Origin of the sequence: Microbulbifer aggregans (genome assembly GCF_001750105.1) — a bacterium.
GTDB lineage: Bacteria > Pseudomonadota > Gammaproteobacteria > Pseudomonadales > Cellvibrionaceae > Microbulbifer > Microbulbifer aggregans.
This window is the reverse complement of the sequence record NZ_CP014143.1, coordinates 2195577-2222552: the sequence shown is the minus strand read 5'-3', so window position 1 is coordinate 2222552 and position 26976 is coordinate 2195577. Positions and strand designations below refer to the sequence as shown.

Annotated in this window: 23 protein-coding genes; 3 read left to right on the top strand and 20 right to left on the bottom strand. The window is 60.4% G+C overall.

The window, feature by feature from the left end; genetic code table 11:
* Positions 1 to 7 precede the first annotated feature (7 nt).
* Positions 8 to 1039 carry a DUF481 domain-containing protein gene (locus AUP74_RS09560; RefSeq protein ID WP_069947382.1) on the bottom strand — a complete coding sequence of 344 codons (1032 nt, stop codon included), beginning with the start codon at positions 1037 to 1039 and terminating at the stop codon, positions 8 to 10.
* A 160-nt stretch (positions 1040 to 1199) separates the two neighbouring features.
* On the opposite strand from AUP74_RS09560, the gene AUP74_RS09555 reads away from it, so the two are divergent.
* A complete protein-coding gene (locus AUP74_RS09555; RefSeq protein WP_069947381.1) occupies positions 1200 to 1535 on the top strand; it encodes an MGMT family protein in 336 nt (111 codons plus the stop codon).
* 12 nt (positions 1536 to 1547) lie between these two features.
* On the opposite strand, the gene AUP74_RS09550 is transcribed toward AUP74_RS09555, so the two are convergent.
* From AUP74_RS09550 to AUP74_RS09515, 8 genes are all read right to left on the bottom strand, one after another.
* Positions 1548 to 2903, bottom strand: coding sequence for an AmpG family muropeptide MFS transporter (locus tag AUP74_RS09550; RefSeq protein WP_069947380.1), 1356 nt, complete (start codon positions 2901 to 2903; stop codon positions 1548 to 1550).
* 66 nt (positions 2904 to 2969) lie between these two features.
* Positions 2970 to 3560 (bottom strand): YbhB/YbcL family Raf kinase inhibitor-like protein, encoded by a 591-nt coding sequence (locus AUP74_RS09545; RefSeq protein ID WP_083260908.1) that lies wholly within the window; start codon positions 3558 to 3560, stop codon positions 2970 to 2972.
* Positions 3557 to 4549 (bottom strand): threonine ammonia-lyase, encoded by a 993-nt coding sequence (locus tag AUP74_RS09540; RefSeq protein ID WP_069947379.1) that lies wholly within the window; start codon positions 4547 to 4549, stop codon positions 3557 to 3559. Before AUP74_RS09540 ends, AUP74_RS09545 begins: the two co-directional genes overlap by 4 nt.
* Positions 4550 to 4626: 77 nt before the next feature.
* Positions 4627 to 6030 carry an aldehyde dehydrogenase family protein gene (locus tag AUP74_RS09535; RefSeq protein ID WP_069948804.1) on the bottom strand — a complete coding sequence of 468 codons (1404 nt, stop codon included), beginning with the start codon at positions 6028 to 6030 and terminating at the stop codon, positions 4627 to 4629.
* A gap of 209 nt (positions 6031 to 6239) precedes the next feature.
* Positions 6240 to 7112, bottom strand: coding sequence for a regulatory signaling modulator protein AmpE (gene ampE, locus AUP74_RS09530; RefSeq protein ID WP_069947378.1), 873 nt, complete (start codon positions 7110 to 7112; stop codon positions 6240 to 6242).
* Between the two features lie 85 nt (positions 7113 to 7197).
* Positions 7198 to 7764, bottom strand: a complete 567-nt coding sequence (gene ampD, locus AUP74_RS09525) for a 1,6-anhydro-N-acetylmuramyl-L-alanine amidase AmpD (protein WP_069947377.1) — start codon at positions 7762 to 7764, stop codon at positions 7198 to 7200.
* A gap of 97 nt (positions 7765 to 7861) precedes the next feature.
* Complete coding sequence (locus AUP74_RS09520; RefSeq protein WP_069947376.1) at positions 7862 to 10555, bottom strand: DUF1631 family protein; 2694 nt, start codon at positions 10553 to 10555, stop codon at positions 7862 to 7864.
* 401 nt (positions 10556 to 10956) lie between these two features.
* A complete protein-coding gene (locus tag AUP74_RS09515) occupies positions 10957 to 13320 on the bottom strand; it encodes a DUF1631 domain-containing protein (protein WP_069947375.1) in 2364 nt (787 codons plus the stop codon).
* A 295-nt stretch (positions 13321 to 13615) separates the two neighbouring features.
* On the opposite strand from AUP74_RS09515, the gene nadC reads away from it, so the two are divergent.
* A complete protein-coding gene (nadC, locus tag AUP74_RS09510) occupies positions 13616 to 14470 on the top strand; it encodes a carboxylating nicotinate-nucleotide diphosphorylase (RefSeq protein WP_069947374.1) in 855 nt (284 codons plus the stop codon).
* Between the two features lie 43 nt (positions 14471 to 14513).
* Here the strand turns inward: nadC and AUP74_RS09505 are convergent, their stop codons facing one another.
* From AUP74_RS09505 to AUP74_RS09450, 11 genes are all read right to left on the bottom strand, one after another.
* Positions 14514 to 14810, bottom strand: a complete 297-nt coding sequence (locus tag AUP74_RS09505) for a sll1863 family stress response protein (RefSeq protein WP_069947373.1) — start codon at positions 14808 to 14810, stop codon at positions 14514 to 14516.
* 437 nt (positions 14811 to 15247) lie between these two features.
* Positions 15248 to 15979, bottom strand: coding sequence for a sulfite exporter TauE/SafE family protein (locus AUP74_RS09495; protein ID WP_069947371.1), 732 nt, complete (start codon positions 15977 to 15979; stop codon positions 15248 to 15250).
* Complete coding sequence (ccoS, locus tag AUP74_RS09490; RefSeq protein ID WP_069947370.1) at positions 15976 to 16221, bottom strand: cbb3-type cytochrome oxidase assembly protein CcoS; 246 nt, start codon at positions 16219 to 16221, stop codon at positions 15976 to 15978. Before ccoS ends, AUP74_RS09495 begins: the two co-directional genes overlap by 4 nt.
* Before the next feature lie 3 nt (positions 16222 to 16224).
* A complete protein-coding gene (locus tag AUP74_RS09485) occupies positions 16225 to 18684 on the bottom strand; it encodes a heavy metal translocating P-type ATPase (RefSeq protein WP_069947369.1) in 2460 nt (819 codons plus the stop codon).
* Positions 18681 to 19205 (bottom strand): FixH family protein, encoded by a 525-nt coding sequence (locus AUP74_RS09480; protein WP_069948803.1) that lies wholly within the window; start codon positions 19203 to 19205, stop codon positions 18681 to 18683. Before AUP74_RS09480 ends, AUP74_RS09485 begins: the two co-directional genes overlap by 4 nt.
* Positions 19206 to 19315: 110 nt before the next feature.
* Positions 19316 to 20734: a cytochrome c oxidase accessory protein CcoG gene (gene ccoG, locus AUP74_RS09475; protein WP_069947368.1), complete on the bottom strand. Its 1419-nt coding sequence runs from the start codon at positions 20732 to 20734 to the stop codon at positions 19316 to 19318.
* A gap of 147 nt (positions 20735 to 20881) precedes the next feature.
* Positions 20882 to 21790 (bottom strand): cytochrome-c oxidase, cbb3-type subunit III, encoded by a 909-nt coding sequence (ccoP, locus tag AUP74_RS09470; protein WP_193427332.1) that lies wholly within the window; start codon positions 21788 to 21790, stop codon positions 20882 to 20884.
* On the bottom strand, positions 21787 to 22053 hold the full coding sequence (locus AUP74_RS09465; protein WP_069947367.1) for a CcoQ/FixQ family Cbb3-type cytochrome c oxidase assembly chaperone: 267 nt from the start codon (positions 22051 to 22053) through the stop codon (positions 21787 to 21789). The genes ccoP and AUP74_RS09465 overlap by 4 nt, the downstream gene beginning before the upstream one ends.
* 13 nt (positions 22054 to 22066) lie before the next feature.
* Positions 22067 to 22684 carry a cytochrome-c oxidase, cbb3-type subunit II gene (gene ccoO, locus AUP74_RS09460; protein ID WP_069947366.1) on the bottom strand — a complete coding sequence of 206 codons (618 nt, stop codon included), beginning with the start codon at positions 22682 to 22684 and terminating at the stop codon, positions 22067 to 22069.
* 11 nt (positions 22685 to 22695) lie between these two features.
* Entirely contained in the window at positions 22696 to 24150 is a 1455-nt protein-coding gene (gene ccoN / locus AUP74_RS09455; protein WP_069947365.1) for a cytochrome-c oxidase, cbb3-type subunit I, read from the bottom strand.
* Between the two features lie 147 nt (positions 24151 to 24297).
* On the bottom strand, positions 24298 to 25518 hold the full coding sequence (locus AUP74_RS09450) for an argininosuccinate synthase (protein ID WP_069947364.1): 1221 nt from the start codon (positions 25516 to 25518) through the stop codon (positions 24298 to 24300).
* 296 nt (positions 25519 to 25814) lie between these two features.
* Here AUP74_RS09450 and pyrC point away from each other — a divergent pair, with 296 nt between their 5' ends.
* Positions 25815 to 26843, top strand: coding sequence for a dihydroorotase (gene pyrC / locus AUP74_RS09445; RefSeq protein WP_069947363.1), 1029 nt, complete (start codon positions 25815 to 25817; stop codon positions 26841 to 26843).
* The last annotated feature ends 133 nt before the right edge of the window (positions 26844 to 26976 follow it).

Here is a 26976-nt window from a genome sequence, read left to right as displayed (position 1 = left end):
TTTCAGGTCACCACTGGTAGCCGACACCAACGGTCAGCTTGGTGTCTTCTTTCTCGCTCTCCAGTGAGGGCGTGTTGTCGTACAGCCAGTGGTAGGCGATTTCCATCAGGATACCCTTGACCAGTGGCGTGCGTACGCCGAGCTTGGCATTGGTCTGATAGTCATCACCGTTATTGACGGACTGCAGGAGCTCGTGATCGAGATAGATCTCCGGCCCCAGGTCAAATTTGTAGCGGTAGTTCAACGCGGTCCGCGCCGCGGCGTAGCGGTCATCCTGGTTCTCACTCAGGGCATCGTCGATAAATTGTTCCTGCAGGCTGCTCACACCGCCCTGCAGTGAGAGGGTGGCCTTGTCGGTATCAAAGAACAGGTAACCGAGACCGAGACCGTAGGTGGTACCCAGATCCAGGTTGCGAGCCTCTTCACGCTCGGCGGCAGTGTTGGCTGCGGCGAACCATTTCTCGGAGAAAATCCAGCGCAGGTTGTAGGCCAGCTGGTACTTCTCCAGCGATTCCACTTCCGGGCCGCTGTCGTTCTGGTACAGCACGTTGATCAGGTGGTGAAAATCACCGCTACGCACATCCAGATTGACGTTCACATCCAGATCTTCCCGCTCGCGGTTACCGCTTTCGAACACCCCGCCGGCGTTCACATTGCCGTGGAAAACCACCGGATTACCAACGAAGTTCACGTAGGGTTCGGCGCGGTCGATCGCGGGGAAATCCATCACCCAGCCCTCACCCTCTTCGCAGTACAGTTCCCACTGCTCACGGCGGTGTCCGGCAAGTGCGCAGGGGCCCTCGCGACCGGCGATCTTGAGATCGACATCAGTATCCAGGGAGAGCACCTTGGACTTCTCCACCCGGATCTCGCCAAAGTTTTCCGACTTCCAGACCACATGATCCCGCTCGACCACCACAAGGTTGCCGTACACGCGGTCACCATTGTTCAGCGTCAGTACGCCGGCATAGCCCGGCAACGCGATGAGGAACAGGCCTGAGAGACTGAAAGACAGTAAGGAACGTACAACTGAAAGCACTAGAGGACCTTGGTTTGTAAGGAGTTATTTACCGCGGTGTGGGCCAGGCCACGTGGCCGAACCCGATAGGGGTGCAATGATGCCACACTCCCGCCAGCTCTTGCAGGGGCGACTGTTTTAAGAAAAAGTTCCTGCTGGACAGGAAAATGCGGGCAATGAAGTGACCAACTATTCAAAAGCGGACACAAAGGATTCGACCAGCCCGATGCTGACCGCTATCTGCCAGGTACTGGCGAGGATTCCCGCCGGGCGAGTGATCACCTATGGTGACCTGGCGGCCATGGCCGGATATCCCCGTGCGGCCCGGCGCGCCGGCCAGGCACTGCGCCAGTTGCCGGCGGACACCGCCCTGCCCTGGCACCGCGTCATCAATGCCAGTGGCCGGATCTCACTGCCGGAGCCCGCCGCCCAGAGGCAGCGGGAAAGGCTGGAACGGGAAGGAGTGATCGCTATCGGCGGACGCATCGATCTGGGCCGCTTCCGCTGGCAGCCCTGAATCGAGCCGTAACTAACTGGCGGCCGCCTCGGCGTTGGCGTTTTTGCGGCTGTCCCGCCACCAGAGGAATATGGCGAGCAGTACCGCGGGCGTGCCAAGGATGGCCACATAGATGAAGAACTGCGCGTAACCCTGAGCATCCACAACAATGCCTGAGAAGCCGCTGATGAACTTGCCCGGCAACGTCATCAGTGAGCTGAACAGCGCGTACTGGGTGGCCGTATAGGCCTGGTTGGTAAGACTCGACAGGTAGGCGATAAAGACCGCGTTGGAAATCCCCGCACTGATATTGTCGGCACTGATCACGATGGCCAGCCACTTGATATCCGGCCCGATCAGGGCCAGCTGCGCAAACAGAAGGTTGGTGGCCGCCACCATCGCCGCGCCGAGGATCAACGGCCGCATGATCCCGTACCGCACCACCAGCACCCCACCGAGGAAGGATCCCAGGATGGTACAGACAAATCCGAATACCTTACCGATATTGGCGATATCTGCCTTGCTGAAGCCCAAATCCAGGTAGAAAGGATTGGCCATCACCCCCATGGCGATATCACTGACGCGGTAGATGCCGATAAACAGCAGCAGTACCAGGGCGAAGCGGCCATTGCGCTGGAAGAAGTCGATAAAGGGGCAGGCCACCGCTTTCACGAACCACTCTTTTAACGGCCCGTGCTCGCCGCTGCCCAGCATCCGGTCGACCCATTCATGCTGAAAGTGCTCGGCTCGATCGAGAATACTCTGGTGGTCGGGTTCGGCGATCAAGAGGGTGGTGATCACGCCGATGCCCATCAGGCCCGCCATAGCCATGTAAGAGACGGACCAGTTGGCATACTCCGCGATGTAGAGGGCGCCGGCCCCGGCGACGAGCAGCGCCACCCGGTAGCCGAAGACATAGTTGGCGGCCATGGCGCCCTGTAGGTCCGTGTCCACCGACTCGATTCGATAGGCGTCGATCACCACATCCTGGGAGGCAGACCAGAAAGCCACCCACACCGCCAGGAGTGCCACCTGGGTCAGTGCCATGGTCGGATCCAGGCTGCCCATGCCGAGCAGGCCCAGGGCAACCCCGAACTGGGACACCAGCATCCAGCTGCGGCGCTTGCCGAGCCAGCGCGTGACACCGGGCAGGCGCAGGTAATCGATCACCGGTGCCCAGAGCACCTTGATGGAAAAGGTAATACCGACCCAGGCAAAGAAGCCAATCGCCGTGCGACTGACACCGTAATCCCGCAGCCAGGCGGTCATGGTGGAAAAGACCAGCAACAGGGGCAACCCGGCGGAAAAACCGAGGAAGAACATCGTCAGTACACGGGGCTTTAGGTAGACCTTTAACGCCTGCCCCCAGGTCATTTTCTGTTCCTGCATGCCGCTGTGCGGTTCCTTTTATTGGTTATCGGTCGGGCGCGCGGTTGGCGCTGATCGCGCCGGCACTCAGTGACCCCAGAGCACTTCCAGCTCGGCTTCCCCCAGCTTGTTGGCATTCACATTGAAACCCACCTTGGCGGGCGTAGCGGTTTCGTCGAGAGGCAATTCCTCCACGCCCAGCGCAACAAGGCGGAACTGGTAGCGATGGTCTCCGTGCCCTTTGGGCGGGCAGGCGCCGCCATAACCCGGCGTGCCGTAATCATTGCGCACCTGGGTCGCCTCCGGGATCAGGCCGTTCTTGGGTTCACCGGCCCCGGCAGGCAGGCTGTTCTGGTCTGCGGGGATATTGAACACGACCCAGTGCCACCAACCGCTGCCAGTGGGTGCATCGGGGTCATGGACCATCAGGGCGAAGCTCTTGGTACCTTCCGGTGCCCCGCTCCAACTAAGCGCAGGGGAAATATTCTCACCACCGCAGCCGCTGTACACATGCTCCATTGGCATCCGCTCGCCGGCTTTAAGAGTGTCGGAGGTGAGGGTAAATTCCTGGGCAGAGGACATGGAGGCAATCACCGTCAGTGTTATGAGTGCCACCAGTTTAGCAGCCCAGCCGGACGCCAGAGTTTGCCCGCGGTGGGCAGATGCGAATACATTCATGCGGTCTTCTCCCTGCTGTTGAACAGGCCGCAGGCCCTGTCCAGATCCATATTGCCGCCGGTCAGCACGATGGCGACCTGCTTGTTGCGAAAACGGGCACCGTGCTCGAGTACGGCAGCCAACCCGACCGCCGCCGAGGGCTCCACCAGCTGCTTGGTGCGCGTCCAGAGCAACTCCATGGCCTCGACGATACCCGCCTCTGAAACCGTCACGATATCGCGAACGGTCTCGCGAATCACGGCGAAATTGCGCTGCCCCAGGGTAGTCCGAAGGCCATCGGCAATGGTATCCGGCTGCTGGCTCGTCACTAGCTGACCGCTGCGTAGCGATCGCTGGGCGTCGTCAGCACCGGCGGGCTCGGCACCGAGCACGGTCGCGCCGGGATCCAGAGCCTTCATGGCGAGGCCGATGCCGGCCAACAATCCGCCGCCGCCCACCGGTGCAATGACGATATCTGGCGTAAAGCCCGCGTCACGGCACTGGTGCATAATCTCGAGCGCCACCGTGCCCTGCCCGGCGATGATGCGCGGGTCATCGAATGGTGGCACCACGTGCGCCCCGGTTTCTGCGACCAGCTTGGCAAGTGCGCTCTCGCGATCCGCAAGACTGGGTCCACAGAGAATGATCTCTGCCCCATAACTGGCCACTGCAACGCGCTTCGCCATCGGCGCGGTCTCTGGCATCACTACGCGGCACTCGATTCCCGCCTGGGCGGCCGCCCAGGCCAACGCAGCGCCGTGGTTACCGGAGGAGTGGGTGGCAACCAGGTGCGTGCCTGCGGGCAGCTGCGCCATGGCGTTACAGGCGCCACGGGCTTTGAACGCCCCCACTTTCTGCAGGTGCTCACATTTGAAATGAAGATTGGCGCCGGTCAGCGTATCGAGCTGGGTACTCCGGATCAGTGGTGTGGTATGCACCTGCCCGGCAATCGTCTGGGCAGCGGAAAACACCTCTGCGCTGGTGGGCAGGTCGAGCTGTTCGATGGGCATGGGGCGCGGCAAACCTTATTGATCAATATCGCCAGTCCGGCCGCAGCGGCCGGACTTTGCACATAAATGGTGGGGACTCAGCGCAGCCAGCGCAACAGCTTGAACTTGAAAGTACTGAATGGCGCGTAGCGCACACTCAGGTCGAGAATATTCTTGCGCTTCATCACGGCTTTGTAGTGGCTGAACGTCTTGAAGCCGTGCTCACCGTGGTAGGCGCCCATGCCACTGGGCCCCACGCCGCCGAAGGGCAAGTCATGCGCCGCCATGAACATCATGCAGTCGTTCACACAGGCATTACCCGAACTGCAACGACGCAGAATCCGGTCAGCGGTGGCCTGGTCCTGGGTGAACACATAGAGGGCGAGCGGCTTTTCCCGCTCGTTGACAAACTCTTCCACGCGGCTGAAATCATCCAGCTCCACCACTGGCAGGATGGGGCCGAAAATTTCCTCCTGCATCACTGGCGTCTCGGGCCCGGCGTTGCGGATCAGTGTCGGCGCCACATAGCGGCTTTCCGGGTCCACCTCTCCCCCCCACAACACCTCGCCGTCTTCGAGATAGGCTGCCAGGCGGCGGGCATGCCGTTCGTTGACGATACGACCGTAATCGGAGGACTCGCGCGGGTTCTCGCCAAACATGTCGCGCACGGACTTTTCGATCGCCGGCAACAGCCGCTCGGCGGTGGCCCGTGTACACAACAGGTAATCCGGTGCAATACAGGTCTGGCCGGCATTGGTGAATTTGCCCCAGGCAATGCGACGGGCGGTGACCTCGATATCGGCATCGTCGGCGACAATACAGGGGCTCTTGCCGCCCAGCTCGAGGGTAACCGGCGTCAGGTGTTTGGCCGCCGCCGTCATGACGATACGCCCGACATGGCCTCCACCGGTGTAGAGAATATGATCCCAGCGCTGCTCCAGCAGCGCGGTGGTTTCGTCGACCGCGCCCTCGACGCAGGCAAAGGCGTCACTGTCGAGGTAGCGGGGTAACAGCTCGGCAATCAGGGCGGAGGTGGCCGGTGACAATTCCGATGGCTTGACCACGGCGCAGTTGCCGGCGGCGATCGCCGGCACCAGCGGAGAGAGAGTCAGCTGCAGCGGATAGTTCCAGGCACCGATAATCAGAACCACACCCAGGGGTTCCGGCAGGATGTAGCTCTTGCCCGGCTGCGCAACGATGGGCGTCGATACACCACGGGGACGTACCCAGCGCTTCAGGTGTTTGAGGGCGTGATCGATATCTCCGACAACGGCCGAGATTTCGGTCATGAACCCTTCCTGGGGCGCCTTGTTGAGGTCGCTCTTCAGGGCGTCGAGAAAGCGCTTCTCGTTCTCCGTCAGCATCTTGCGCAGCTGGGCGAGCTGCTGACGCCGCCAGCTCAGTTCAGCGGTAGTCCCACTGCGAAAGTAAGTTCGCAGACCGGCGACCAGCGCCGGTGCGTTGAGATGGGTACCTTGGCTGGAATCAAGTTCAGTAGCCATCTTGGGCTCCAGTGTCGCTGCATCCATGAATCTATCCCGCGTTTCTGGTTTTTATAGCGATTTACAACAGGAAATAACGGTTGTCCGCGGACAACCCGCCTGCTGGCGGCTGCAATATCTTGCCGGCCAGGAGGCAAGTCAATCCATCAATTGGAACAATATTCCAAATTAGGTACCAGTTCACCCTGCGCAAGCGGTGCCGGGCCCAGTTAGTAGCCGAAGAGGACTACCAGTGCCATCACCGTGATCCACAGCAACAGTGAGCGCGACAGTAGCGCCTGCAGGCCCTCCAGTTGCGCACCACAAGCCCGCTGGGCTTCCCCAACTTCGAATCCGGCACTGCACTCACTGGCGTCAATACCGCCCAGAGCACCCTCAAGATACGCTTCCAGTACTTCGTCTGTACCCCGTTCCCGGCAGGTCAGGCACTGGCGCCAGGCCCGGTAGCAGCCCGCGAAGTTGCCAACGATGGCAAAACTGAAGCCCATCAGCCGGACCGGCAGCCACTCGAGCAGCCACAGCCAACGGGCAGCCATACTGTTATCAGTCCCCTCTTCTTCTGCATAGAGGGCACTCAGCCGAAACAGGAGTGCGCCGGGGATACCCAGCAAAATAAACCAGAAGAGCACTGCAAACAGACGCTCGAACGCACAATAGGCCGCGCCGCGAAATACCTGCTCGTGCAGTTGCTGCGGGGATGCACTCTCTTCCTCGTGAGGTGGCAACAGGGGCGCGGCCGCCGTGCGGGCCGCGGCCAGATCGCCTTGGTACCAGTAACGCAGGTAATTGGAGATCATCTCGTTGAAGTTGCCGCGGCCGAGGCAGTAGAGGAGTAGGGGCACGCCAGCGAACAGTATTCCGAGCCAGCCCAGCAGCGCCTCAGCCATGACCATGATCACCGCGCCCAGCAGCGCCGGCGGCAGAACAGCTGCGATCAGCATCAAACCCGGGTTTTGCTGCAGGGCCGGGAATCCCATCAGGCGATGCCGCCACCAGCGGAACCAGCCATCCCGGTGCACCGGTGCACCAGAACCCCAGAGCTGCACCAGCGCCAGGGCGATCAACACAATGAGCAGGGCCATAGTTATTCTCGATCGGAAAAGACAGGTTACAGAATACCGCTAGCCGGCCGGCGGAAAAACCCTCATGACCGGCCGGCGGCAACCGTCAGGCCTTCTGCACCTGCTCGAGCTCTCGTTGGTAGTGCTGCCAGTCAAAACCGGGGCCGGGATCCAGCTTGCGGCCCGGCGCGATATCGGAGTGTCCGGTAATGGTGTCGGTACTGATCCCCGGGTAGGCTTCCATGATCGCGCTGGTAACATCGGCAAGTGCCCGGTACTGCGCTTCTGTATAGGTATCAGTGTCAATTCCCTCGAGCTCGATACCTATAGAGAAGTCGTTGCAGTTACAACGCCCACAGAATTCCGACTGGCCGGCGTGCCAGGCGCGGCGATCAAAAGGCACGTATTGGGTGACAGCACCCTCGCGATCGATCAGCAGATGCGCGGAAACCTCCATGCCCCCGATCTCTTCAAAATAGGGGTGAGCGCTGGTATCGAGATGCCCCTGGAAGAAATCATCGATGTAATTCCCTCCATATTGCCCCGGCGGCAAGCTGATACTGTGAATTACCAGCAGGTCGACCTCAGCACCTTCCGGACGGTCATTACAGTGTGGGCTGGGAACCCGACGTGCACCGTCCAGCCAGCCATTTTCCACTCGGTAGTTCTTCATTGACAGGAACAGCCCTCTTCGGGCGCCCCGGAGGGGCGCCGACAAAAAGCCATTGTATGGAGAGGGGGAAGGAGTCGCCAACCGCAGGGCGAGAGAATCAGCCCTCTTCGGGCACCGGCGCTTCAGCGGAAACCTGCTCGGACACCGCATCCTCACCGACGGAGACAGGGATCTTGCTGTCGCCGATATTGCCAACCACATGCTGCAGGGCGCGCTCAAACAGCGGCCCCTGTTCCAGTGGTGTCATCTTTTCTTCCCGCAAGGCGTGAGCCAGCTGCAAACGGCTGTAAATCGCCACCCGGGCTCCGGAGCGATTGACGAACATAAACTGATCCAGATCGCGGATAATCGCCGCCAATCGACAGCGCACCGGAGCCTTGTCAGCCTCGTGCAGCATGAACCAGCTGTCTTTCAGGTGGTAGGTCTGCCGCCAGTGCTCATCAGAATCCGACAGCGGCTTGAGGGTTGCCTCTTTGCGCTGCGGTGCTTCCTGCACCACCTGCTCCAGCGTCTCCATCCGCGGCAGGTCGGCGTCGCCATCAAGCAGCTCCTGCACATCCACTTCCACGGTGGGGTCGGCGTGCTCGCCCTCTGCCAACGCAGAAATTTCGGCTGCCGGTGCCGCGATATCTCCCTGCTGCACCTTGGCCTCGACCGTTTCCTGAGGAGCGACATCGGGGATACGAAGAATACTGTCAGCCTCGCGGCGCAGTTCCTGCACCAGGCGCTCGCGGGTGCGGCGCTCGCGCTCGGACTCCACGCGATCGGCCAGCGTCTGTCGCTCGCGATACAGCCGGTCCAGCGCCTGCATCAGCCGCTGGCGGTCCCCGGCATTCAGTGACAGGGACGCCGCTCCCTCATCCAGACGCTTGCGCAGCCCAGGCAGCAACTGCTGCATCTTGAAACTGCTTTCTGGCATCGGCGCTACGACGCTCCAGACCAGGTCACGGGCGGTCAGGACATTGCGACGCCACTGATCACTGTCAGTACCCTCTTTAAGGCAGGTGCGAAAGAGGACGCTGTTCCAGACCCGGTTCAGCCAGACATGTACTACCTTGGGCAGCCGGCGCTCGGCGGTGAGCGCGTCAAAGACAGCGGCAACGCGCGCCTTGGCTGCTTCCACCCGGGCACTACCCTGCGCCTCCTCCACTGAGCGGCGCTCCATCACCCGGGCGCGACGACGCTCCCGATCGACGAAGGCCTCAAAATCTTCCAGCAACTGGACGAATATGCCTTCGTCCTGATCGAATTTCTCCAGCACCTCCTCAACGATCAGCGAGATCTCTTTGTAGAAGGGCTCCTCGCGGAAGTTTTCGCCAGGCTGCCAGCCAATGGCGGCATCTGCCAGGGCATTGAACAACTTCCGCGCCGGATGGCCGCCTTTACTGAAGAACGCCTTGTCGGCTACCGCCAGTTTCAGCAGCGGCAGCTGGAGGCGAATGAGCTGAACCTTGATGGGCTCGGCGAGATTGCGGTCCTCCAGCATGAAGGAGAACAGCATATCCACCATGCGGATAACTTCGCTGTCGAGTTCTTCCAGCGAGGCTTTCTGTTTGGACTCGACCAGGCGATCCTGCAACAGGCCACTGACATCCAGCAGTTGACCGGTAGGGCCCGCCTGAAGGGGCACGCTGACCTGGAGCGCACCCAGGTGCTGTAACAGGTCTGGAGTTGCCATGGGGGCAACACCCGCGGAGGCGGGCATCAGGCCGTAGCCGCCCGCACCACCGCCAGACTGCCCGGCGGCACCACCGGGGACGCCAGCGCCCCCTACCATACCTCCAGAGCCATAAGGCACAGCGGTGGAGCCCGCACCACCCTGAGCTCCCGCAGCGGGGCCTGCCGCGGCCGGCATTCCCCCGGAAGGTGCAGAAAAGCCCGGGACTGCGCCAGAAGCTGGCATACCAGCAGCCGGCACTCCAAATCCAGAGGCGGGACCGGCACCGGGCACCATGCCGCCCTGCCAGGGGTTTTGAACAGCATGCTCCCCCAGCTCACCCTGTTCCGGCTGGGCTGTGGGTGCACTGGCTTGCGGTGCCGGCGGCGGGGTATTCCCGCTCCTGGTGCGGCGGTGCAGCAGGGGATCTTTCAGGCCGGGCAGAACGCCTTTTTCGATCAGGAGGTCATTGCAGTTCTTGTACAAGGTTCCAAGTTTCAGGCCCAGTAACTGTTCGAACTTCTTCAGTACGGTGAGGCGCGCCCGCAGGTGAATATCCAGCGGGCTCAGGGCCTGAATAAAGGCATCACAAACCACCGCCGGTGAAAGCGGCATGTTCTCGTCATAAACCTTTGACGGCAGCAGAGTATCGAGACGCAGGGTCAGCTCTGCGATGGGGCTTGCGTGATCCCGCTTTACCGCGGCGATAATCGTCTTGATGGCCACCTGCTGTTCCAGATCATCATTCTGGACCAGAGAGAGACTGCCATCGGCAGCGGCAGCTTCACGCGTAGCGGAGTTCTCGCGCGCTCGGTGCGGATCATTCAGGTCTTCAAATGCCTGGGAAACCCCACTGATAAAGCGGTCGGTGACCCGGTTGCGCTCCAGCCGTAATACCCGCAGAGCCTGAAATAGTCCGTCCTGCTCTTCCTGGGTAAGCACTTTTTCAGCGGTGGCAAACAGGGTGTCATCCACGGCTGTGAATATTTCTTTTACCCGCGCGAATAGCCAGCTACTGGCGGTGTCGCGGACGCTGGCGACTTTACTTGGTAGAGGGGAAGTACGGGATCTTCCGGAGTCATTGACATTTTTTCCGGAAAACGCGACCACGCGCGGGAAGTCATTGGTATCCATGATTGCCTCTGCTCGCCACCCTGGCGCTGAGAAATAGGATTTCTCCGACGGTCGTCCTGACCTGAACGGATGCATCGAATATACTGATCAAAAGGTAACCAGCGCTCTGATTATTAACCGTCTCCGCCCCGAGCGGAAACTTGATAAAGAGCAGGTTCAAAAATTGAACTGCGTCGCATTTATAAAGTTAACAAGCGCAGATGAGAATATCCGGGAAATGCTGTCAGCAAGCAAGAGGTTGGCGGGTACTTACACCATCATTTAGTCGAAATTTTTCCACAATTTGGCGGAAAGTCAGAATTGGCAGGCAGAAAATATGAAAATGTCACAAATTGACAAGCAGGTTGAGCGCCAATGACAACCTGCCTTTCCGTGACATCAAAAGGGCATGGCGAGAGCCGCTAATTTGTCGTCTCGCGACTCTTGCGTACATTACCAATCACTGACTGCAGTGCCCGCTCAAACAGCATGCCATCGTCAAGGGGCATCAGCCTCACCTCTCGCAACGCGAGGGCCAACTCCAGGCGGGTGAATTCGGCAACTTTCGCACCATTGCGGTTCACGAAAATAAACTGATCAATATCCTTGATCACCGCTGCCAGGCGACAACGGAATTGTTCATCTGCCGTGCGCTTGAATTCAAACCAGCTACCCTGTGCCAGCCGGAATGTCATCTGCCAGTGCGCATCATTTTCATCAACTTCTTGAGCGTCGTCTTCGGTCGGCAGGGACACCGAAACCTCGGCGTCTGCCGCGACCTGCTCCAGCTCCTCGAGCTGGGGCACCGCATTATCATCGACACCACTAGTCTCCGAACTCTCAATGCTTTCGGCCACCGGGCTAATTGCCTGAGCGGGAACATTGGGCTCTTCCTCTACCTGCACCTGCTCCGAAACCTCTGTTTCAGCGAGCAGCCGCTGAGCGAGCGCAAAGCGTTCACGATAGATTTCCTTTAAATCGGCAAACAGTCGGCGGGCTTCGAATGGGTTCAGGGACACAGTCTTCACCCCATCCTTCAGCCGTTCCTGCAGCGCAGGCAAGAGCGCGAGAAGCTGTTGCCGATTGTCCGGCATGGGGGCATGGACACTCCAGACCAGATCACGTGCGGTGCGGACCTCCCGGCTCCAGGCCTCTGACTCGGTTCCCTCTTTTACCGAAGTCAGGAATAGCACATTACTCCACACCTTTTTCAACCAGTCGTGTACCACCTGCGGCAGATCTCTCTCGGCAACGAGAGCATCGACAACCGCCGCGACACGGGCTTTGGCAGCCTGAGTTCTTGCCCTGCCGTCCGCCTCGTCGACAACACGACGTTCGAGCATTTCAGCACGCTTGCGCTCGCGCGCGATGAACTCCTGAAATGAAGCCAGCAATTCGGAAAAGAGACCGACGTCTTGATCGAACTCATTCAGAACCCGGTCGACAATCCCCGAGGTCTCCCGGTAGAGGGGATCTCGCTCGTAGCTTTCTCCCGCCTGCCAACCGGTTGCGGCATCGGCAAGGGCATTGAGCAATTTACGCGCGGGGTGCCCGCCTTTGGAGAACAGCGATTTGTCGGCAATGCCCACTTTGAGAAGAGGCAGCTGTAGCCGCCCCAGCTGCGACTTGATTGGCTCGGCCAGATTCCGGTCTTCAAGGATGAACGAAAACAGCATCTCGACCAGCTTGATAATGTCACTGTCCACTTTGGCAAGGGACGCAGACTGGTTGGCCTCCACCAGGCGCTGTTGCAGAAGCTGACTGACATCCAGTAACTGAACGCCCGAGCCGTGGGCGATGGTTGCCGAGTTCTGCAACTCGCCGAGATGACCGAGAAGGTCAGATGGCGGCATGGGCGCAAGACCTGCGGTGGGCGGCAGTAGCCCGGGGGCAAACTGTCCGGCCGAGGGTGGCTGCATTGCCGCGCCCGCAGCCACGGGTGTGCCCTGGCCATATACACCAGCCCCGCCCTGACCGGACTGTGCAACAGGGCCCGCTGAGTTGCCCGCTGTCGAAGGCGTGGTTTCTTGTGGCTCCGGCTGGCCTGCTCGCGCCTGCTCCCGGCGGGCCGCTCTCCGGTGCTGACTCAGGTCCGGCAGAACCCCCTGATCGACAAGCAGCTGGTTACAGCCATCGTAGAACTCTCCCAGGCGCACCATGACTTCCTGCTCGAATTTCTTCAGCACGGTCAGTCGTGCGCGAATATGGATTTCCAGCGGACGCAGAGCCTCTACGAACGCATCGCAGACCGATTCCGGGCGCAGGGGATTATTTTTCTCGAAGACTTTGAGTGGATAGAGGGAGTCGAGTCGCAGTGTGAGTTCGGCCAGGGGCTCGGCAAAGTCTCTCTCGGCGTTGGTGACCATGGTCTCAACAGCAACCATCTGCTCCAGGTCATCGTTGTGGACCAGGGAAAGATTTTCAGACAGTAAGCGATCTTCAGCCTCTTCAGTGGTTTCCTGAAGCTGGAAGTCATTCTCGATGTTTGCCGCAAAGCGGGCGGCAAGACTGCGCCGTTCGACCCTTAACAGCCTGAGCGCCTGGAAGAGTCCGTCCTGCTCTTCCTGACCATGGGCTCGCTCCGCCATTGAAAACAGCGAGTCATCGACTTTGCTGAACAGGTGTTTGAGTCGCTCCAGCAGGAGGTCTTTCGCCTTCCCCCTGAGGGTGATAACAGTATCGGGCAGGCTCAACGAGCCCCGAGTGAGCCATTGCTCCTTTTCATCTGCGCGATCGCCAGATCTCCCCGAAAGGGAGATCACATTGGTCGTCTCCTTACTCTCCACCTTGTCCCCCGAATGCCCCCGACGGCATTCCGTTGTCCTGGTAGTGTTAACCGCGATAGCTGGGTATATCCGCGATCTTCGCTTTTGGCCGCCTCTTTTCTCGCTTGTGGGCTGCTCGAGCGTCAGCGGCATTCTAACGCCATTTTGACACTGCACGACAACGACTTAAGAGTGTATTTGAGACCCAGCTCACAGCCCTGTGCGAGAGGAGAGGCTAAAGCACGGTTGCCGCTATGAGCACGTTCGCCAGGTCGATTTCTGCTAAGATGCCGCTCTTCCAAGAAGAGGTCGATCGATGCAACCGGAACATACAGATATCCCCAACCTGCTCGAGGATCTGAAGCGCACTGTTCGCCAGGCGCTGGACGAGGATGTGGGCAGCGGCGACATCACCGCACAGCTGATTCCAGCCGATCGCGAGGCCCGAGCGCGGGTCATCACCCGCGAGGACTGCACCGTCTGTGGCCGGGCATGGGTTGAGGAGGTCTTTCGGCAGCTGGACCCGGAACTGAAACTGCGCTGGCACTGTGAGGACGGCGATTCCGTAACCGCAGAGAGTGTGCTTTTCGAACTGGAAGGCAATGCCCGGGCCATCCTGACCGGTGAGCGCACCGCGCTCAACCTCCTGCAGACGCTGTCGGGAACCGCCACCACTGCAGCCCGCTTCGCGGCCCTTGCCGCCGGTACCGGAGTGAAAATCCTCGATACACGCAAGACCATTCCCGGGCTGCGTACTGCGCAGAAATATGCCGTTCTGTGCGGTGGATGCTTCAACCACCGCATCGGTCTCTATGACGCCTTCCTGATCAAAGAGAACCATATTGCGGCCGCCGGCGGCATCAACACAGCCATTCGGCAGGCGCGCGGCATTGCTCCAGAAGCACTGGTGGAAGTCGAAGTGGAAAACCTGCAGGAACTGCGCGAGGCCCTGGCCGCTGGTGCGGACGTCATCATGCTGGACGAGTTCAGCGATGCCGACACCCGCGAGGCTCTGGCACTGGCGAAAGGCAAAGCGAAAATCGAAATCTCCGGCAGCGTCGACGCCGATCGATTGCAGCAGCTTGCGGCACTGGATGCGGATTACATCTCTTCAGGCAGCCTCACCAAGCACCTGCGCGCCATTGACCTGTCTCTGCGTATCGATCTCTGAGGCCGAGAATCCGGGCCCCTCTCGGGCCCGGTTGCAGTAAAACTTATCTCAGTCGGTCCCTGGCCCGCTCGATCGAGCGCTTCATATCCGTCCAGGCGTCCTCGACGCCGTCCTTGAATTCATCCCAGGCATCGCCGCTCTTGCCGTGCAGCTGCTCAAGCTTTTTCTTCATCGACTCGCGCTTGGTTTGTAGCTTGTCGATTTCGTCCCGGTATTTCATTTTTGTGTCTGCACTGGCTTGTTCCGCCTTTGCGGACAGCTTGTCGATTTCTGCGTTCCACTCTTTCAATTTGGCGCGTGCTTTCTGCTCATAGGCAGAACGGTCGGATTCGCTGCTCATTGCCGGACCTCTGTCTTTGTGACTGACTCCAACATTGTAGCGCCCAGTTCCACCTGGCGAGCGGACCCGCGCCGCCTGTCTTTCCGCCAAGCAAGGCGCCCGGCGGCTTGGTGTCTTCACCTATGCTTGCGGAAGTGCGATCGCACCATGGACAGACACTCCGAGGAAAGGACCAATGCAACAATGTGAGACGTGCGGGAATGCGTACGACAAGCCGATGCAGATTACCATCGACAATCAGGAACACTTCTTCGATAGCTTCGAGTGCGCGATACAGGCTCTGGCGCCCAGGTGCTCCCACTGCAGCTGCCGAATATTGGGGCACGGCACTGAGGCCGAGGGAAAATTTTACTGCTGTGCCCACTGCGCATCGGCGGAGGGACATGACGAAATGATCGATCGGGTGTGAGCCTGACCGCGAGCGCCACCACTAACAATCAGTGATGATGGTGGTGGCCGCCCTCTTCCACAGCTTCCGCTGCCGGGGCATTGTGCCCAGCGTGTCCGGAGTGGCCGCCGTGCCCAAGGGCACCCCAGAGGGTCCAGAGCCCAAACAGCAGGATCAATAAGGCCATCAGCAGGCGCACCCGCGGACGCTGAACCAGATCCCGCACCCGTGCACCGGCGGCTCCGGTGGCGAACATAGCCGGCACTGTCCCCAGACCGAAGGCAAACATGGCCAGGGCCGCCTCGCCGCTGCCGCCCTGTGCCAGGGCGTAGGTAAGGGCACTGTATACGAGACCGCATGGCAGCCAGCCCCAGATGGACCCGAGCGCCAGCGCCCGCGGGGCGGAGTGCACCGGGAGCAGTTGCCGGCTGAGTGGCTGAATGTAGCGCCACAGGTACGATCCACCGCGCTCCAGCCACACCAGCCCGCGCCACCACCCCGCGATGTAGAGAGCCATGGCCACCAGCATCAGCCCTGCGACGATGCGCAAGGGGGTCAGGGTGGGCAGTACCGCCGCACCCAGTGCACCGGCAATGGCCCCCATCAAGGCATAACTGCCGAGGCGCCCGGCGGAGTAGGAAACCAGCTGCCCCCAGGCCGGCTTCTGACCGGGTACAGCCATTCCCAGGGCCGAAGAGATACCGCCACACATTCCGATACAGTGGCTGCTACCGAAAAACCCGATGGCCAACGCCGCGGCGACAAAACCCCAATCGCTCACCGGTCCTCCTCCCCCGTCTCCGGGTTCTTATTCTCTGGAGTCTGGCGATCCTCCACCTTTTCGCTCACGGCTGGCTTTGCAGTGCCGGCAGATGGACGCGGGTCGTCGTCATCAAACAGGATGCGCCGGCCCTCCGTATCCAGATCGTCATACTGCCCATTGTTAACCGCCCAGAAGAACACCTTCACGGCAATGGTCACGAAAATAATGGCAATGGGTATCAGGAAATACAGGCTGTCCACAGATTACCTCGCTGTTTGCGCCGCCATCGGGATAATGTCGCCGGCAACATGGTGCCGCGACGTCCAGCGGGAGAGGCGCAGGGCATTGAGCACCACGATCAGGGAGCTGGCTGACATCCCCAGCGCCGCCACCCAGGGCGGCACCAGCCCGCATACTGCCAGCGGCAAAGCCAGCGCATTGTATCCCAGAGCCCAGGTCAGATTCTGGCGGATGATCCGCCGTGATCTGGCGGCCAGTTCCAGCGCGTCAGGAAGCACCCGCAGGTCGCCATTCAGCAAAATCGCATCTGCCCGCGACTGGGCCAGATCGGCGGCGGAGAGCATCGCAACCGACGCATCGGCGCCCGAGAGCACCGGCACGTCATTGAGCCCGTCCCCCACCATCAGCACACGATCACCGCCAGCCTGCAACGACCGCAGGCGCTCGAGTTTTTCTTCCGGCGAAACCCCGGCTCGATATTCATCCACTCCGACCAGTTTCGCCAGGCGCGCCACTTCCGCAGACTGATCGCCACTGAGTAACTCCAGTGCCAATCCCGATGTTCTGAGCCTGGAAATCGCCGCGCTGGCCGAAGCTCGCAACTGGTCCCCCAGGCCGATCCAGGCCACGGCACCACTATCATCGCCCAGCAACAGCCACTGGCCCTCGCCTACAGGCTGCTCCGCCGGCTCCGTCACGGCGAAATCCGGGCGCCCGATTCGATAGCCAACACCGTCTACTTGCCCCTCGATGCCACACCCGGTGTGAATCACCAGATGCCGCGCCTGAAGCTTGTTGAACCACGGTCGGAACGCGCGAGCGAGCGGGTGGTTGCTGCGGGACTCCAGCGCCGCGGCGACATCCCTGACCCGCTGCTCCGTCCAGCCATCTCGCAGGAGCTGGATCTCAAGGATTCGCGGTTCGCCGCGGGTCAGGGTCCCGGTCTTGTCGAACACGACCCGGGTCAGCCGCGGTAGCGTCTCTAGCAGGTGACCGCCAGCCACCAGCAGACCCAGCTGCTGCAACCGCAAGGTCGCCGCGGCGAGGGCGGCAGGTGTCGCCAGGGATAGTGCGCAGGGGCAGGTCACCACCAGCACAGACAGCGCAATCCAGAAGGCCCGCTCCGGTGCCACTTGCCACCAGAACGCAAAAGCGGCTGCAGCGGCCAGCAACACCACCGCCACGAACCCGCCGGCAATACGGTCGGCGAGGGCTACCTGCTGGGGTTTTTCCAGCTGCGCCTGCTCGACCAGGCGCTCGATCGCGGACAAACGGGTGGACTGGCCAGCCGCGGTGACACGTACCTCCAGGGTCGAATCACCGTTGACGCTGCCCGCGTAGACGCGGCTGCCGACCGTTTTCTGCTGCAGGGCGGATTCACCATTCAGCAGTGACTCGTCCACACCGCTGGAACCTTCGATCACCTCACCGTCCGCCGGTACCGTATCGCCCGGCCGCAATACGATGCAATCACCCGCGGCCAGCGCTGCCACAGGTACGGGGCGGGCTTCACCCCCTTCGAGCCGGGTCGCAGTCAGGGGCAATAACTGTGCCAGCCCACCACTGGCGAGACCCGCCCGGTGTCGCGCGCGCATTTCCACCGTACGGCCAAGCAACAGGAAAAAGGTGAACATGGAGATGGACTCGAAGTACACATCTCCGGTTTCAAAAACCGTCGCATAAAAGCTTGCTGCGTAGGCGAGACCGATGGCCAGGGAGACCGGTACATCCATGCTGAGATGTCGGCTGCGCAGGCTGCGCCAGGCGGCGGAAAAGAAGGGTCGCGCGGCGTAGAGCACCACAGGGGTCGCCACCAACAGGGAGACCCAGCGGAAATAGCGTTCAAGCTGCGCGTCGATGCCGGTGGCCTCACCGAAGTAGAGGGCGATGGCAAACATCATCACCTGCATGGTGCCGAGACCGGCGACGCCCAGCCGGCGCAGCGCGGCGCGGCGCTCCTGCTGGATCAACTCCTCGCTGTTGGCCGCCGTCGCAGCAGCCGGCCGGTACCCGACACGGGCCAGTTCCGCAAACAGCTGGCTGGGCTGCACCACTTCCGGGTCGAAAACAATCTGCGCCCGCTGAGTACTGGCATTGACCGAGACCCTGTCCACTCCGTCCAGGGCGCCGAGATGCTTTTCGATCAGCCAGACACAGGCGGCACAGGTAATACCGCCCACCAGCAGACTCGCCATTCTGAGCCCGCTGTCACCTCCGCCCTGCCAGTCCCGGACAAACTGTTGCTGCAGTTCCGGCAGATCAAAGGCATCCCAGCGGGTATCACGGGGATCATCCCCTTCCGGGCGCTGATTCGGGGTATCGCGGAAACGGTAAAAGTTGTCGAGGCCACCGGCGACGATGGCACCCGCCACAGCTTCGCAGCCCGGGCAACACATGGGACGCTCGGCGCCGTCGATCACGACCGAGTGCTGACTACCCGCCGGTACCGGCAGGCCGCAGTGGAAACAGCTGGTTTCGTTCATTGCACAGCTGGGTTCAGCGGCGCGGCCTGCCCCAGTTCGAAGTTGATCTCGCCCTTGAGCCGCCAATCTGCCTCGAGATGCTGCTTGGGATCGAGTTGCGGCATCAGGCGCAGATACCAGCGGTGATGCAGTTCACCCTCGAAGGTACCCTGGTAGCGGCCCGCAGATACCTGGGTCAGGCGAACGTGGTGATCAAGATCCTCCTCCACCGGGTGGCTGAGGGACAGCAGCAGGGCCTCGGGGTACTCGATGGCACCGGTCAGGTCCAGGCTGATGAGGTGCTCATCAGGATTGAACTGCAAGATACCGGCGAGCCCCAGCTCCCGCGCCCGCTCATCCTGACCGGCGGTATAGTGGTACATGCGGCTGTCTTTGTAATAGGTGTCGCTGACCGTGTCGTCTGCATGGCGGAAGGCGATGGACACCATGGTCATGGAGACCAGCACGACAAGAATCAGCGGTGCGAGCACCAGCCACAGCCAGGTTTCCCGATACCAGGGTTTTGGTGATTGTTCGTTCACGAGTTTACTCACAGTGAAACGGCGGGCGGCTGGCAGCCCTGCGCCCCGCGCCCGCTCTGCGGAATCCAGCGCCGGCAACCGCGCTGCTGCGCCCTTGTGCCGGCGGGTTATTACTGTTTGGGGCCGATGAATACTGTCTGGTGCCGGTCGGTCAACTCCGGCTTATCCACCGCCTCGACGATGATATCAATATCGTGCTTGGTGTCCTGCAGCTGCTCCTTGGGCACGCTGACCCGGATCGGCACTGCATAGATCTCCCCGGCCTCGAGATAGATCTGACGGGGCATTCTAAGGGAATATTCGTGTCCTGGCTTGCCCTCCACCCGGATTCTGAACTCGTGGGCGGCCTGATCCATGTTGTTGATCTTCACGGTATAGACATTCTGGATATCGCCGCGATATTCGCGATACAGGCGCGCCCCGCGATCGCGAAGGACTTCCGCCTCGATCGGACTCCGGGTGGCCACCTGATGGGTGAAGAGCGCCAGCATGGCCACGAGCACAAACGCGTACCCGAACAGGCGTGGCCGCAGGTAATTGGTCTTGCCGGTCTCCAGCTCATCTTCGGAAGTGAAGCGAATCAGGCCCCGCGGGTAAGCCATCTTGTCCATGACGCTATTACAGGCATCCACACACAGACCACAGTTGATGCACTCGTACTGCATGCCGTCACGGATGTCGATGTCCACCGGGCAGACCTGGACACACCAGTAGCAGTCGATACAGTCGCCCATGCCTTCGGACTTGTAGTCGATCCCCTTCTTGCGCGGGCCGCGGGTCTCACCGCGACGGGCATCGTAGTAGACTGCGAGGGTATCGCGGTCGTACATCACCGACTGGAAACGGGCGTACGGGCACATGTACTTGCACACCTGTTCGCGCATAAATCCGGCGTTAAAGAAAGTGGCGAGCGTAAAGAAGCCGACCCAGAACACCCCCTGTGGATGGGCATCGAAGGTGGCTAGATCCACCACCAGGTCGCGGATACCGTAGAAATAGCCAACAAAAGCCAGCGCGGTGGCAAGGGCAATAAAGATCCAGATGGCATAAGTCGCAGATTTGCGCAGAGCCTTCTCGGCACTCATCGGTGCCGCATCCAGTTTCATCCGCTTGGCCCTGTCCCCCTGACAGACCCGCTCGGCCCACATAAACATCATGGTCCACACCGTCTGCGGGCAGGTGAATCCGCACCAGACACGCCCCAGCCAGGTCGTCACCGCAAACAGGGCAAAAGCGGACATGATCAGGATCCAGGCCAGCAGAAAGCCGTCCTGAGGACCGAAAGTAGCCCAGAGAATGTGGAACTTGCGCTCCGGAAGATCGAAGTGCACAGCCTGGTGGCCGTCGATGTTGATCCAGGGAATGAAGAAGAAGGCGGCCAGCAGTGGCAGGCCCGTATATTTGCGAATGCGCGTGTAAAGACCGCGAATGTGACGGGTGTAAATCTTGTCTTCGGATTCGTAGAGCATGCGATAGCGCACTTCGCCATCACCTTCCTGCTCTTCGCGGGTGGGAATCAGATCGCTCACGAGAAACCTCACTTATGCTCCGGGCCCTGGGTGCAGGGGAGCACTCTTCGTCTGGCAACAATGAGGCTTTTGTTTTTCGTCCCTGCGCGCCCGCTTCCTTGTCAGGCCCCGCTAGAGCGGGGCCACTTTACATGGCTCAGTGAGGGATCACTGCTCCACTTCTTCCTGGCGTGACAGACTGTAAACGTAGGCAGCTACCAGTCGAATTTTGTCATCGCGAAGCTTGTCATCCTGAGCCGGCATCTGGTTGCTGCGGCCACCGCGGATCGTGTGCTGGATCTGCTCGCGGCTGCTGCCATAGAGCCAGATGTTGTCAGTCAGGTTTGGTGCGCCCAGGGCCTGGTTGCCCTTGGCGTCCATACCGTGACAGGCCATGCACACCTGACCGAATACCTTCTTGCCCGCGGCCGCCATTTCGGCGTTGTGCTCCAGGCCGTTCAGGGAGAGAACATACTCGGCGGTGTTGCGCACACCTTCCTCACCGATAATCGGCCCCTGTGGCGGCATCAGGCCCTGGCGACCCTTGTACAAGGTTTCCAGAATCTTCTCCGGGCTGCCGCCGTACAGCCAGTCACTGTCAGTCAGGTTCGGGAAACCGTAGTTGCCGCCACCGTCAGCGCCATGACAGACCGAGCAGTTGTTGGCAAAGATACGGGCACCCATTTTCAGGGCATCACGATTCTGGGCAATTTCCTCGATGGGCATCTCGGCAAACTTGCCAAAAGTCTCATCGAACTTCTCCATCGCCTTCTCTTGGTCGCGATTCAGCTCCCCAACAGAGGTCCAGCCACTGACGCCCTTGAAGTTACCCATGCCCGGGTAAATCACCAGGTAGATGGCACTGAACACCAGTGAGCCAACGAACATCAGGAACCACCAGCGCGGCAGCGGGTTGTCATACTCCTCGATACCGTCGTAGACGTGACCCGTGGTCTGGTTGCCCGGCTCCTGCTGATCGTCCACCGCCACCTTGCGGTTGGCGAACAGAACCCAGCACACCAGCGCCAGGTTGGCGAGTGTGAGAACGATTACCCACAGACTCCAGAAAGTTGTCATTTTTCGTCCTGCCCCTTCTTGTGCTCTGTGGAAATATCTACGGGACGATCGCCTCGCCCATTTTTCTCCACCGAGTCTTCATCAGTTTTTTTCTTGTCGGCACTGTAGGCCGAGCGAATGGATTGCTCTTCGTCCGCGAACGGCAGCTTGGCATCCTCCTCGAAGCGCTTCTTGCGCTTCGGAGAGAAGGCCCACCAGCAGACCGCGAGAAACGCGACCGAGCCGAGGACCACCGCAATCTGACGCAAAATGTCGATATCCAAGAGCGATTACCCCTTAGCGCTTCTGCTGAACCAGCACGCCCAGCTGCTGCAGATAGGCGACCAGCGCATCGATCTCTTTTACGTTGCCACCCACGAAAGGCTGGCTGGCCTTGGCGATATCCTCGTCGGTGTACGGAACACCGGCAAGGCGCAGAGCCCGCATCTTGTCGGCAGTGTGCTCACCGGTCACGACGTTATCGAACAGCCACGGGAAAGCCGGCATGTTGGATTCCGGTACCACGTTGCGCGGGTTGTACAGGTGTGCGCGATGCCATTCGTCGGAGTAGCGACCACCAACACGGGCCAGGTCCGGACCGGTACGCTTGGAGCCCCACAGGAACGGATGCTCGTACACATACTCCTGGGACATGGAGTAGTGGCCGTAGCGTTCCACTTCCGCGCGCAGCGGACGCACCATCTGCGTGTGGCACACGTGGCAACCCTCGCGAATGTAGATATCGCGACCTTCCAGCACTACCGCCGGCCAGGGCTTCAGACCCTCAATGGGCTCTTTGTTAGCCTTGATGAAGAATTGGGGAACGATCTCTACCAGCGCGCCGAAACTGATGGCGACACAGATCAAGACGATCATCAGACCGATATTTTTTTCTACGATGTCATGGTTCTTCACGATCTGAACTCCTATGCCGTCTGCGCCAGCGGAACAGTGTTGTCCTGCTGCTTGGCGTTTTCCTTATCGGTAATGGTGCGGAAGACGTTGTACGCCATCAGCAGCATACCCAGCACGAAGAAGGCACCACCGATGAAGCGCACCACATAGCCCGGATAGCTCGCCACCACACTCTCAACAAAGCTGTAAGTCAGGGTGCCGTCGGCGTTAAACGCGCGCCACATCAGGCCCTGGGTAATACCGTTCACCCACATGGCGGCGATGTACAGGACGGTACCAACGGTCGCCAGCCAGAAGTGCGCGTTGATCAGTTTGACGCTGTACATTTCCTTGCGGTGGAACAGGATCGGAACCAGGTGATAAAGAGCACCGATGGAGATCATTGCTACCCAGCCCAGGGCACCGGAGTGCACATGGCCCACAGTCCAGTCGGTGTTGTGAGACAGGGCGTTTACTGTCTTGATGGACATCATCGGACCTTCAAAGGTGGACATACCGTAGAAGGACAGGGAGACCACCAGGAAGCGCAGGGTCGGGTCGGTGCGCAGTTTGTGCCAGGCACCGGAGAGAGTCATGATGCCGTTGATCATGCCACCCCAGGACGGTGCCAGCAGGATCACGGACATGATCATCGCCAGGCTCTGGGTCCAGTCAGGCAGTGCGGAGTAGTGCAGGTGGTGACCACCGGCCCATACATAGATGGAGATCAGCGCCCAGAAGTGCACGATGGACAGCTGGTAGGAATAAACCGGACGCCCCGCCTGCTTCGGCACGAAGTAGTACATGATGCCGAGGAAGGCCGCGGTCAGGAAGAAGCCCACCGCGTTGTGGCCGTACCACCACTGGATCATCGCGTCCGCCGTACCGGCGAAGTAGGAATAGGATTTCCACGCAGCTGCCGGTACCGCCAGGTTATTGACGATGTGCAAGCAGGCGATAGTGATGATGTAGGCGCCGAAAAACCAGTTCGCCACGTAGATGTGGGAGGTGCGGCGTTTGGCAATGGTACCGAAGAACACCATGGCGTATGCCACCCAGATCAGCGCGATCAGGATATCGATCGGCCATTCCAGCTCGGCGTATTCCTTGGCAGAAGTCAGGCCCATCGGCAGCGTAATGGCGGCAAGCACGATCACCAGCTGCCAGCCCCAGAAGGTGAACGGCACCAACCAGCCACCCCACAGGCGGGTCTGACAGGTGCGCTGCACCACGTAGTAAGAGGTAGCAAACAGCACGCTACCACCGAATGCAAAAATCACTGCGTTGGTGTGCAGCGGGCGCAGGCGGCCAAAATGGCTGAACGGCTGGAAGAAGTCGTTCAGCTGCGGCCACGCCAGCTGGGCGGCAATCAACACCCCCATTGCCATACCGAAAACACCCCAGACCACCGACATGATGGTGAACTGGCGCACGATTTTGTAGTCATAGTCCGGCACGGGGCCGGTCTTTGCCACGGTTGTCGTCATTGTGTTACTTCCGTTGCTTTTTTTGAGATTCGTTTCCAGCAAACGAGCGGGGGCCCGCCATCCTTTTTTCGGCTACATCCCTTCAAAGTAGACGCGGCCGAACGGCAGGCGATGATTTAAACGCATCATTCGCCCGCCAAAACTGATCTAGGTCAATTCCCTGCCCTTGCCCGCAGCAATCCGCAGGCGCAGAGCGTTCAGTTTGATGAACCCTTCGGCGTCTTTTTGATCGTAGGCGCCGGCATCATCCTCGAACGTCGCAATGCGCTCGTCGAACAGGCTATCGGCGGAGCGACGGCCTACGGCCGTCACGCTGCCCTTGTACAGCTTCAGGCGCACCTCGCCGTTGACCACTGACTGTGAATCGTCGATTGCCGCCTGCAGCATGCGACGCTCCGGGGACCACCAGTAGCCGTTATAAATCAGCTGCGCGTAACGGGGCATCAGCTCGTCTTTCAGGTGAGCCACTTCACGGTCCAGAGTAATGGACTCGATAGCGCGGTGGGCTTTCAGCAGGATGGTGCCACCGGGGGTCTCGTAGCAGCCGCGGGACTTCATACCCACATAGCGGTTTTCCACGATATCCAGGCGGCCGATGCCATTGGCACCGCCCAGCTTGTTGAGTTTCTCCAACAGGGTCGCCGGCGACATACGCTCACCGTCGATCGCCACCGGGTCGCCCTTTTCAAACTGCAGGGTGATGTAGGTCGGCTGATCGGGGGCGGCTTCCGGGCTGACGCTCCAGCGCCACATATCTTCTTCTGCTTCTGCCCAGGGCTCCTCCAGGATGCCGCCTTCATAGGAGATATGCAGCAGGTTGGCATCCATGGAATACGGGGATTTTTTCTTGCTGGAGGAGAAGTCGACGGGGATGCTGTGCTCCTCGCAGTACTTCATCAGCTTCTCGCGGGAATTCAGGTCCCACTCGCGCCAGGGTGCGATCACCTGGATACCCGGCATCAGCGCATAAGCGCCCAGTTCGAAACGAACCTGGTCGTTGCCCTTGCCGGTGGCACCGTGGGAAATGGCGTCAGCGCCGGTCTCGTTGGCGATCTCGATCAGGCGTTTGGCGATCAACGGGCGTGCGATGGAGGTACCCAGCAGGTACTCGCCCTCATAGATAGTGTTGGCACGGAACATCGGGAAGACGAAGTCGCGCACGAACTCCTCGCGAAGGTCGTCAATGTAGATTTCCTTGACCCCGAGCGCCTCGGCCTTGGCCCGAGCCGGCTCGACTTCTTCCCCCTGGCCGATGTCGGCGGTGAACGTCACCACCTCGCAGCCGTAGGTATCCTGCAGCCAGCGCACGATGACGGAGGTATCGAGCCCCCCGGAATACGCCAGTACCACCTTCTTGATATCGCTCATAGTTATCCTCTGCCGGGATGTACCGCCATCGCAAAGCCCCGGCGGACAACCACCGGTAACCGTGATAGAAAGGTTTTGCTGGGGAGATTATTGTTGGAGATGTGCCCAGTTATGACAGTTGCGCTGCCTTTTTCGGGGCGCGATTGTAGCGCTTCAGATGGCGAACGACTAGCGCCTCTTGGTCTCCTGCCAGATGCGACTACTTTTCATACAAGTATCGCGTCGCAATTTGCGCGGTGTTCGGTTAGCATCTGCGCCCCAATCACCCCCCCACTCTGATATTTGCGGATTCGACCATGGAGCAAATCACCCTTCGCGCCCCTGACGACTGGCACATCCACCTGCGCGACGGCGCCGCACTGGAGCGCACCGTTGGCGACGCGGCCCGGCAGTTCCGCCGCGCCATCGTGATGCCCAACCTGGTGCCGCCGGTGGTGGATGCCGAAGATGCCCTCTTCTATCAATTGCGCATTCGCGAGCAAATTCCTGAGGGCAACCCGTTCGAGCCGCTGATGGTGATCTACCTGACCGATCGCACCGACGCAGAGACCGTGCGCCTGGCCCACAAGGCCGGCGTCGTGGCCGCCAAGCTGTATCCCGCCGGCGCGACCACCAACTCCGACTCCGGCGTGACTGATATCGCCAATATCTATCCCGCACTGGAGGCCATGCAGGCGTGTGGCATGAAGCTGTTGCTCCACGGAGAGGTGACAACTGCGGATATCGACATCTTTGACCGCGAACAGGTGTTCATTGAGAAGATCCTGTCCCGGGTGGTGGATGACTTCCCAACCCTGAAGATTGTGCTCGAGCACATTACCACCGCCCATGCTGCGGAGTTCGTGCAGAAGGCCCGCGACGGTGTCGGCGCCACCATTACCGCGCACCACCTGCTGTACAACCGCAACCATATGCTGGTCGGCGGCATCCGCCCGCACTACTACTGCCTGCCGATCCTAAAGCGCGGCTACCACCAGTCCGCCCTGATCGAGGCGGCCACCAGCGGCAACCCGAAGTTCTTCCTCGGCACAGACTCTGCGCCCCATGCTCAGAACAAGAAGGAGAACGCCTGCGGCTGTGCCGGCTGTTACACCGCCTACAGCGCCATCGAACTGTACGCCGAAGTCTTCGATCAGGCGGGCAAGCTGGATCGCCTGGAAGCGTTCGCCAGCGAATTCGGCCCCGACTTTTACGGCCTGCCCCGCAACGAGGACACCATTACCCTGGCGCGCGACCCCTGGCGCCTGCCGGAAAGCCTCGCCATGGGCGAAGACCGACTGATTCCGCTGGCCGCGGGTGAAACCCTGAACTGGCGACTGGTATGATCCGTTAAGATTGACGTACCGAAATGCGAAGCCCCGGCCAGTGTGGGCACTCGCGTGACTTTCGGCGAGAGGGACCTCGCCGAAAAGCCTACAGGGATGTATTCACGGCGTGTCACGGGAGAGCCCGCACTGA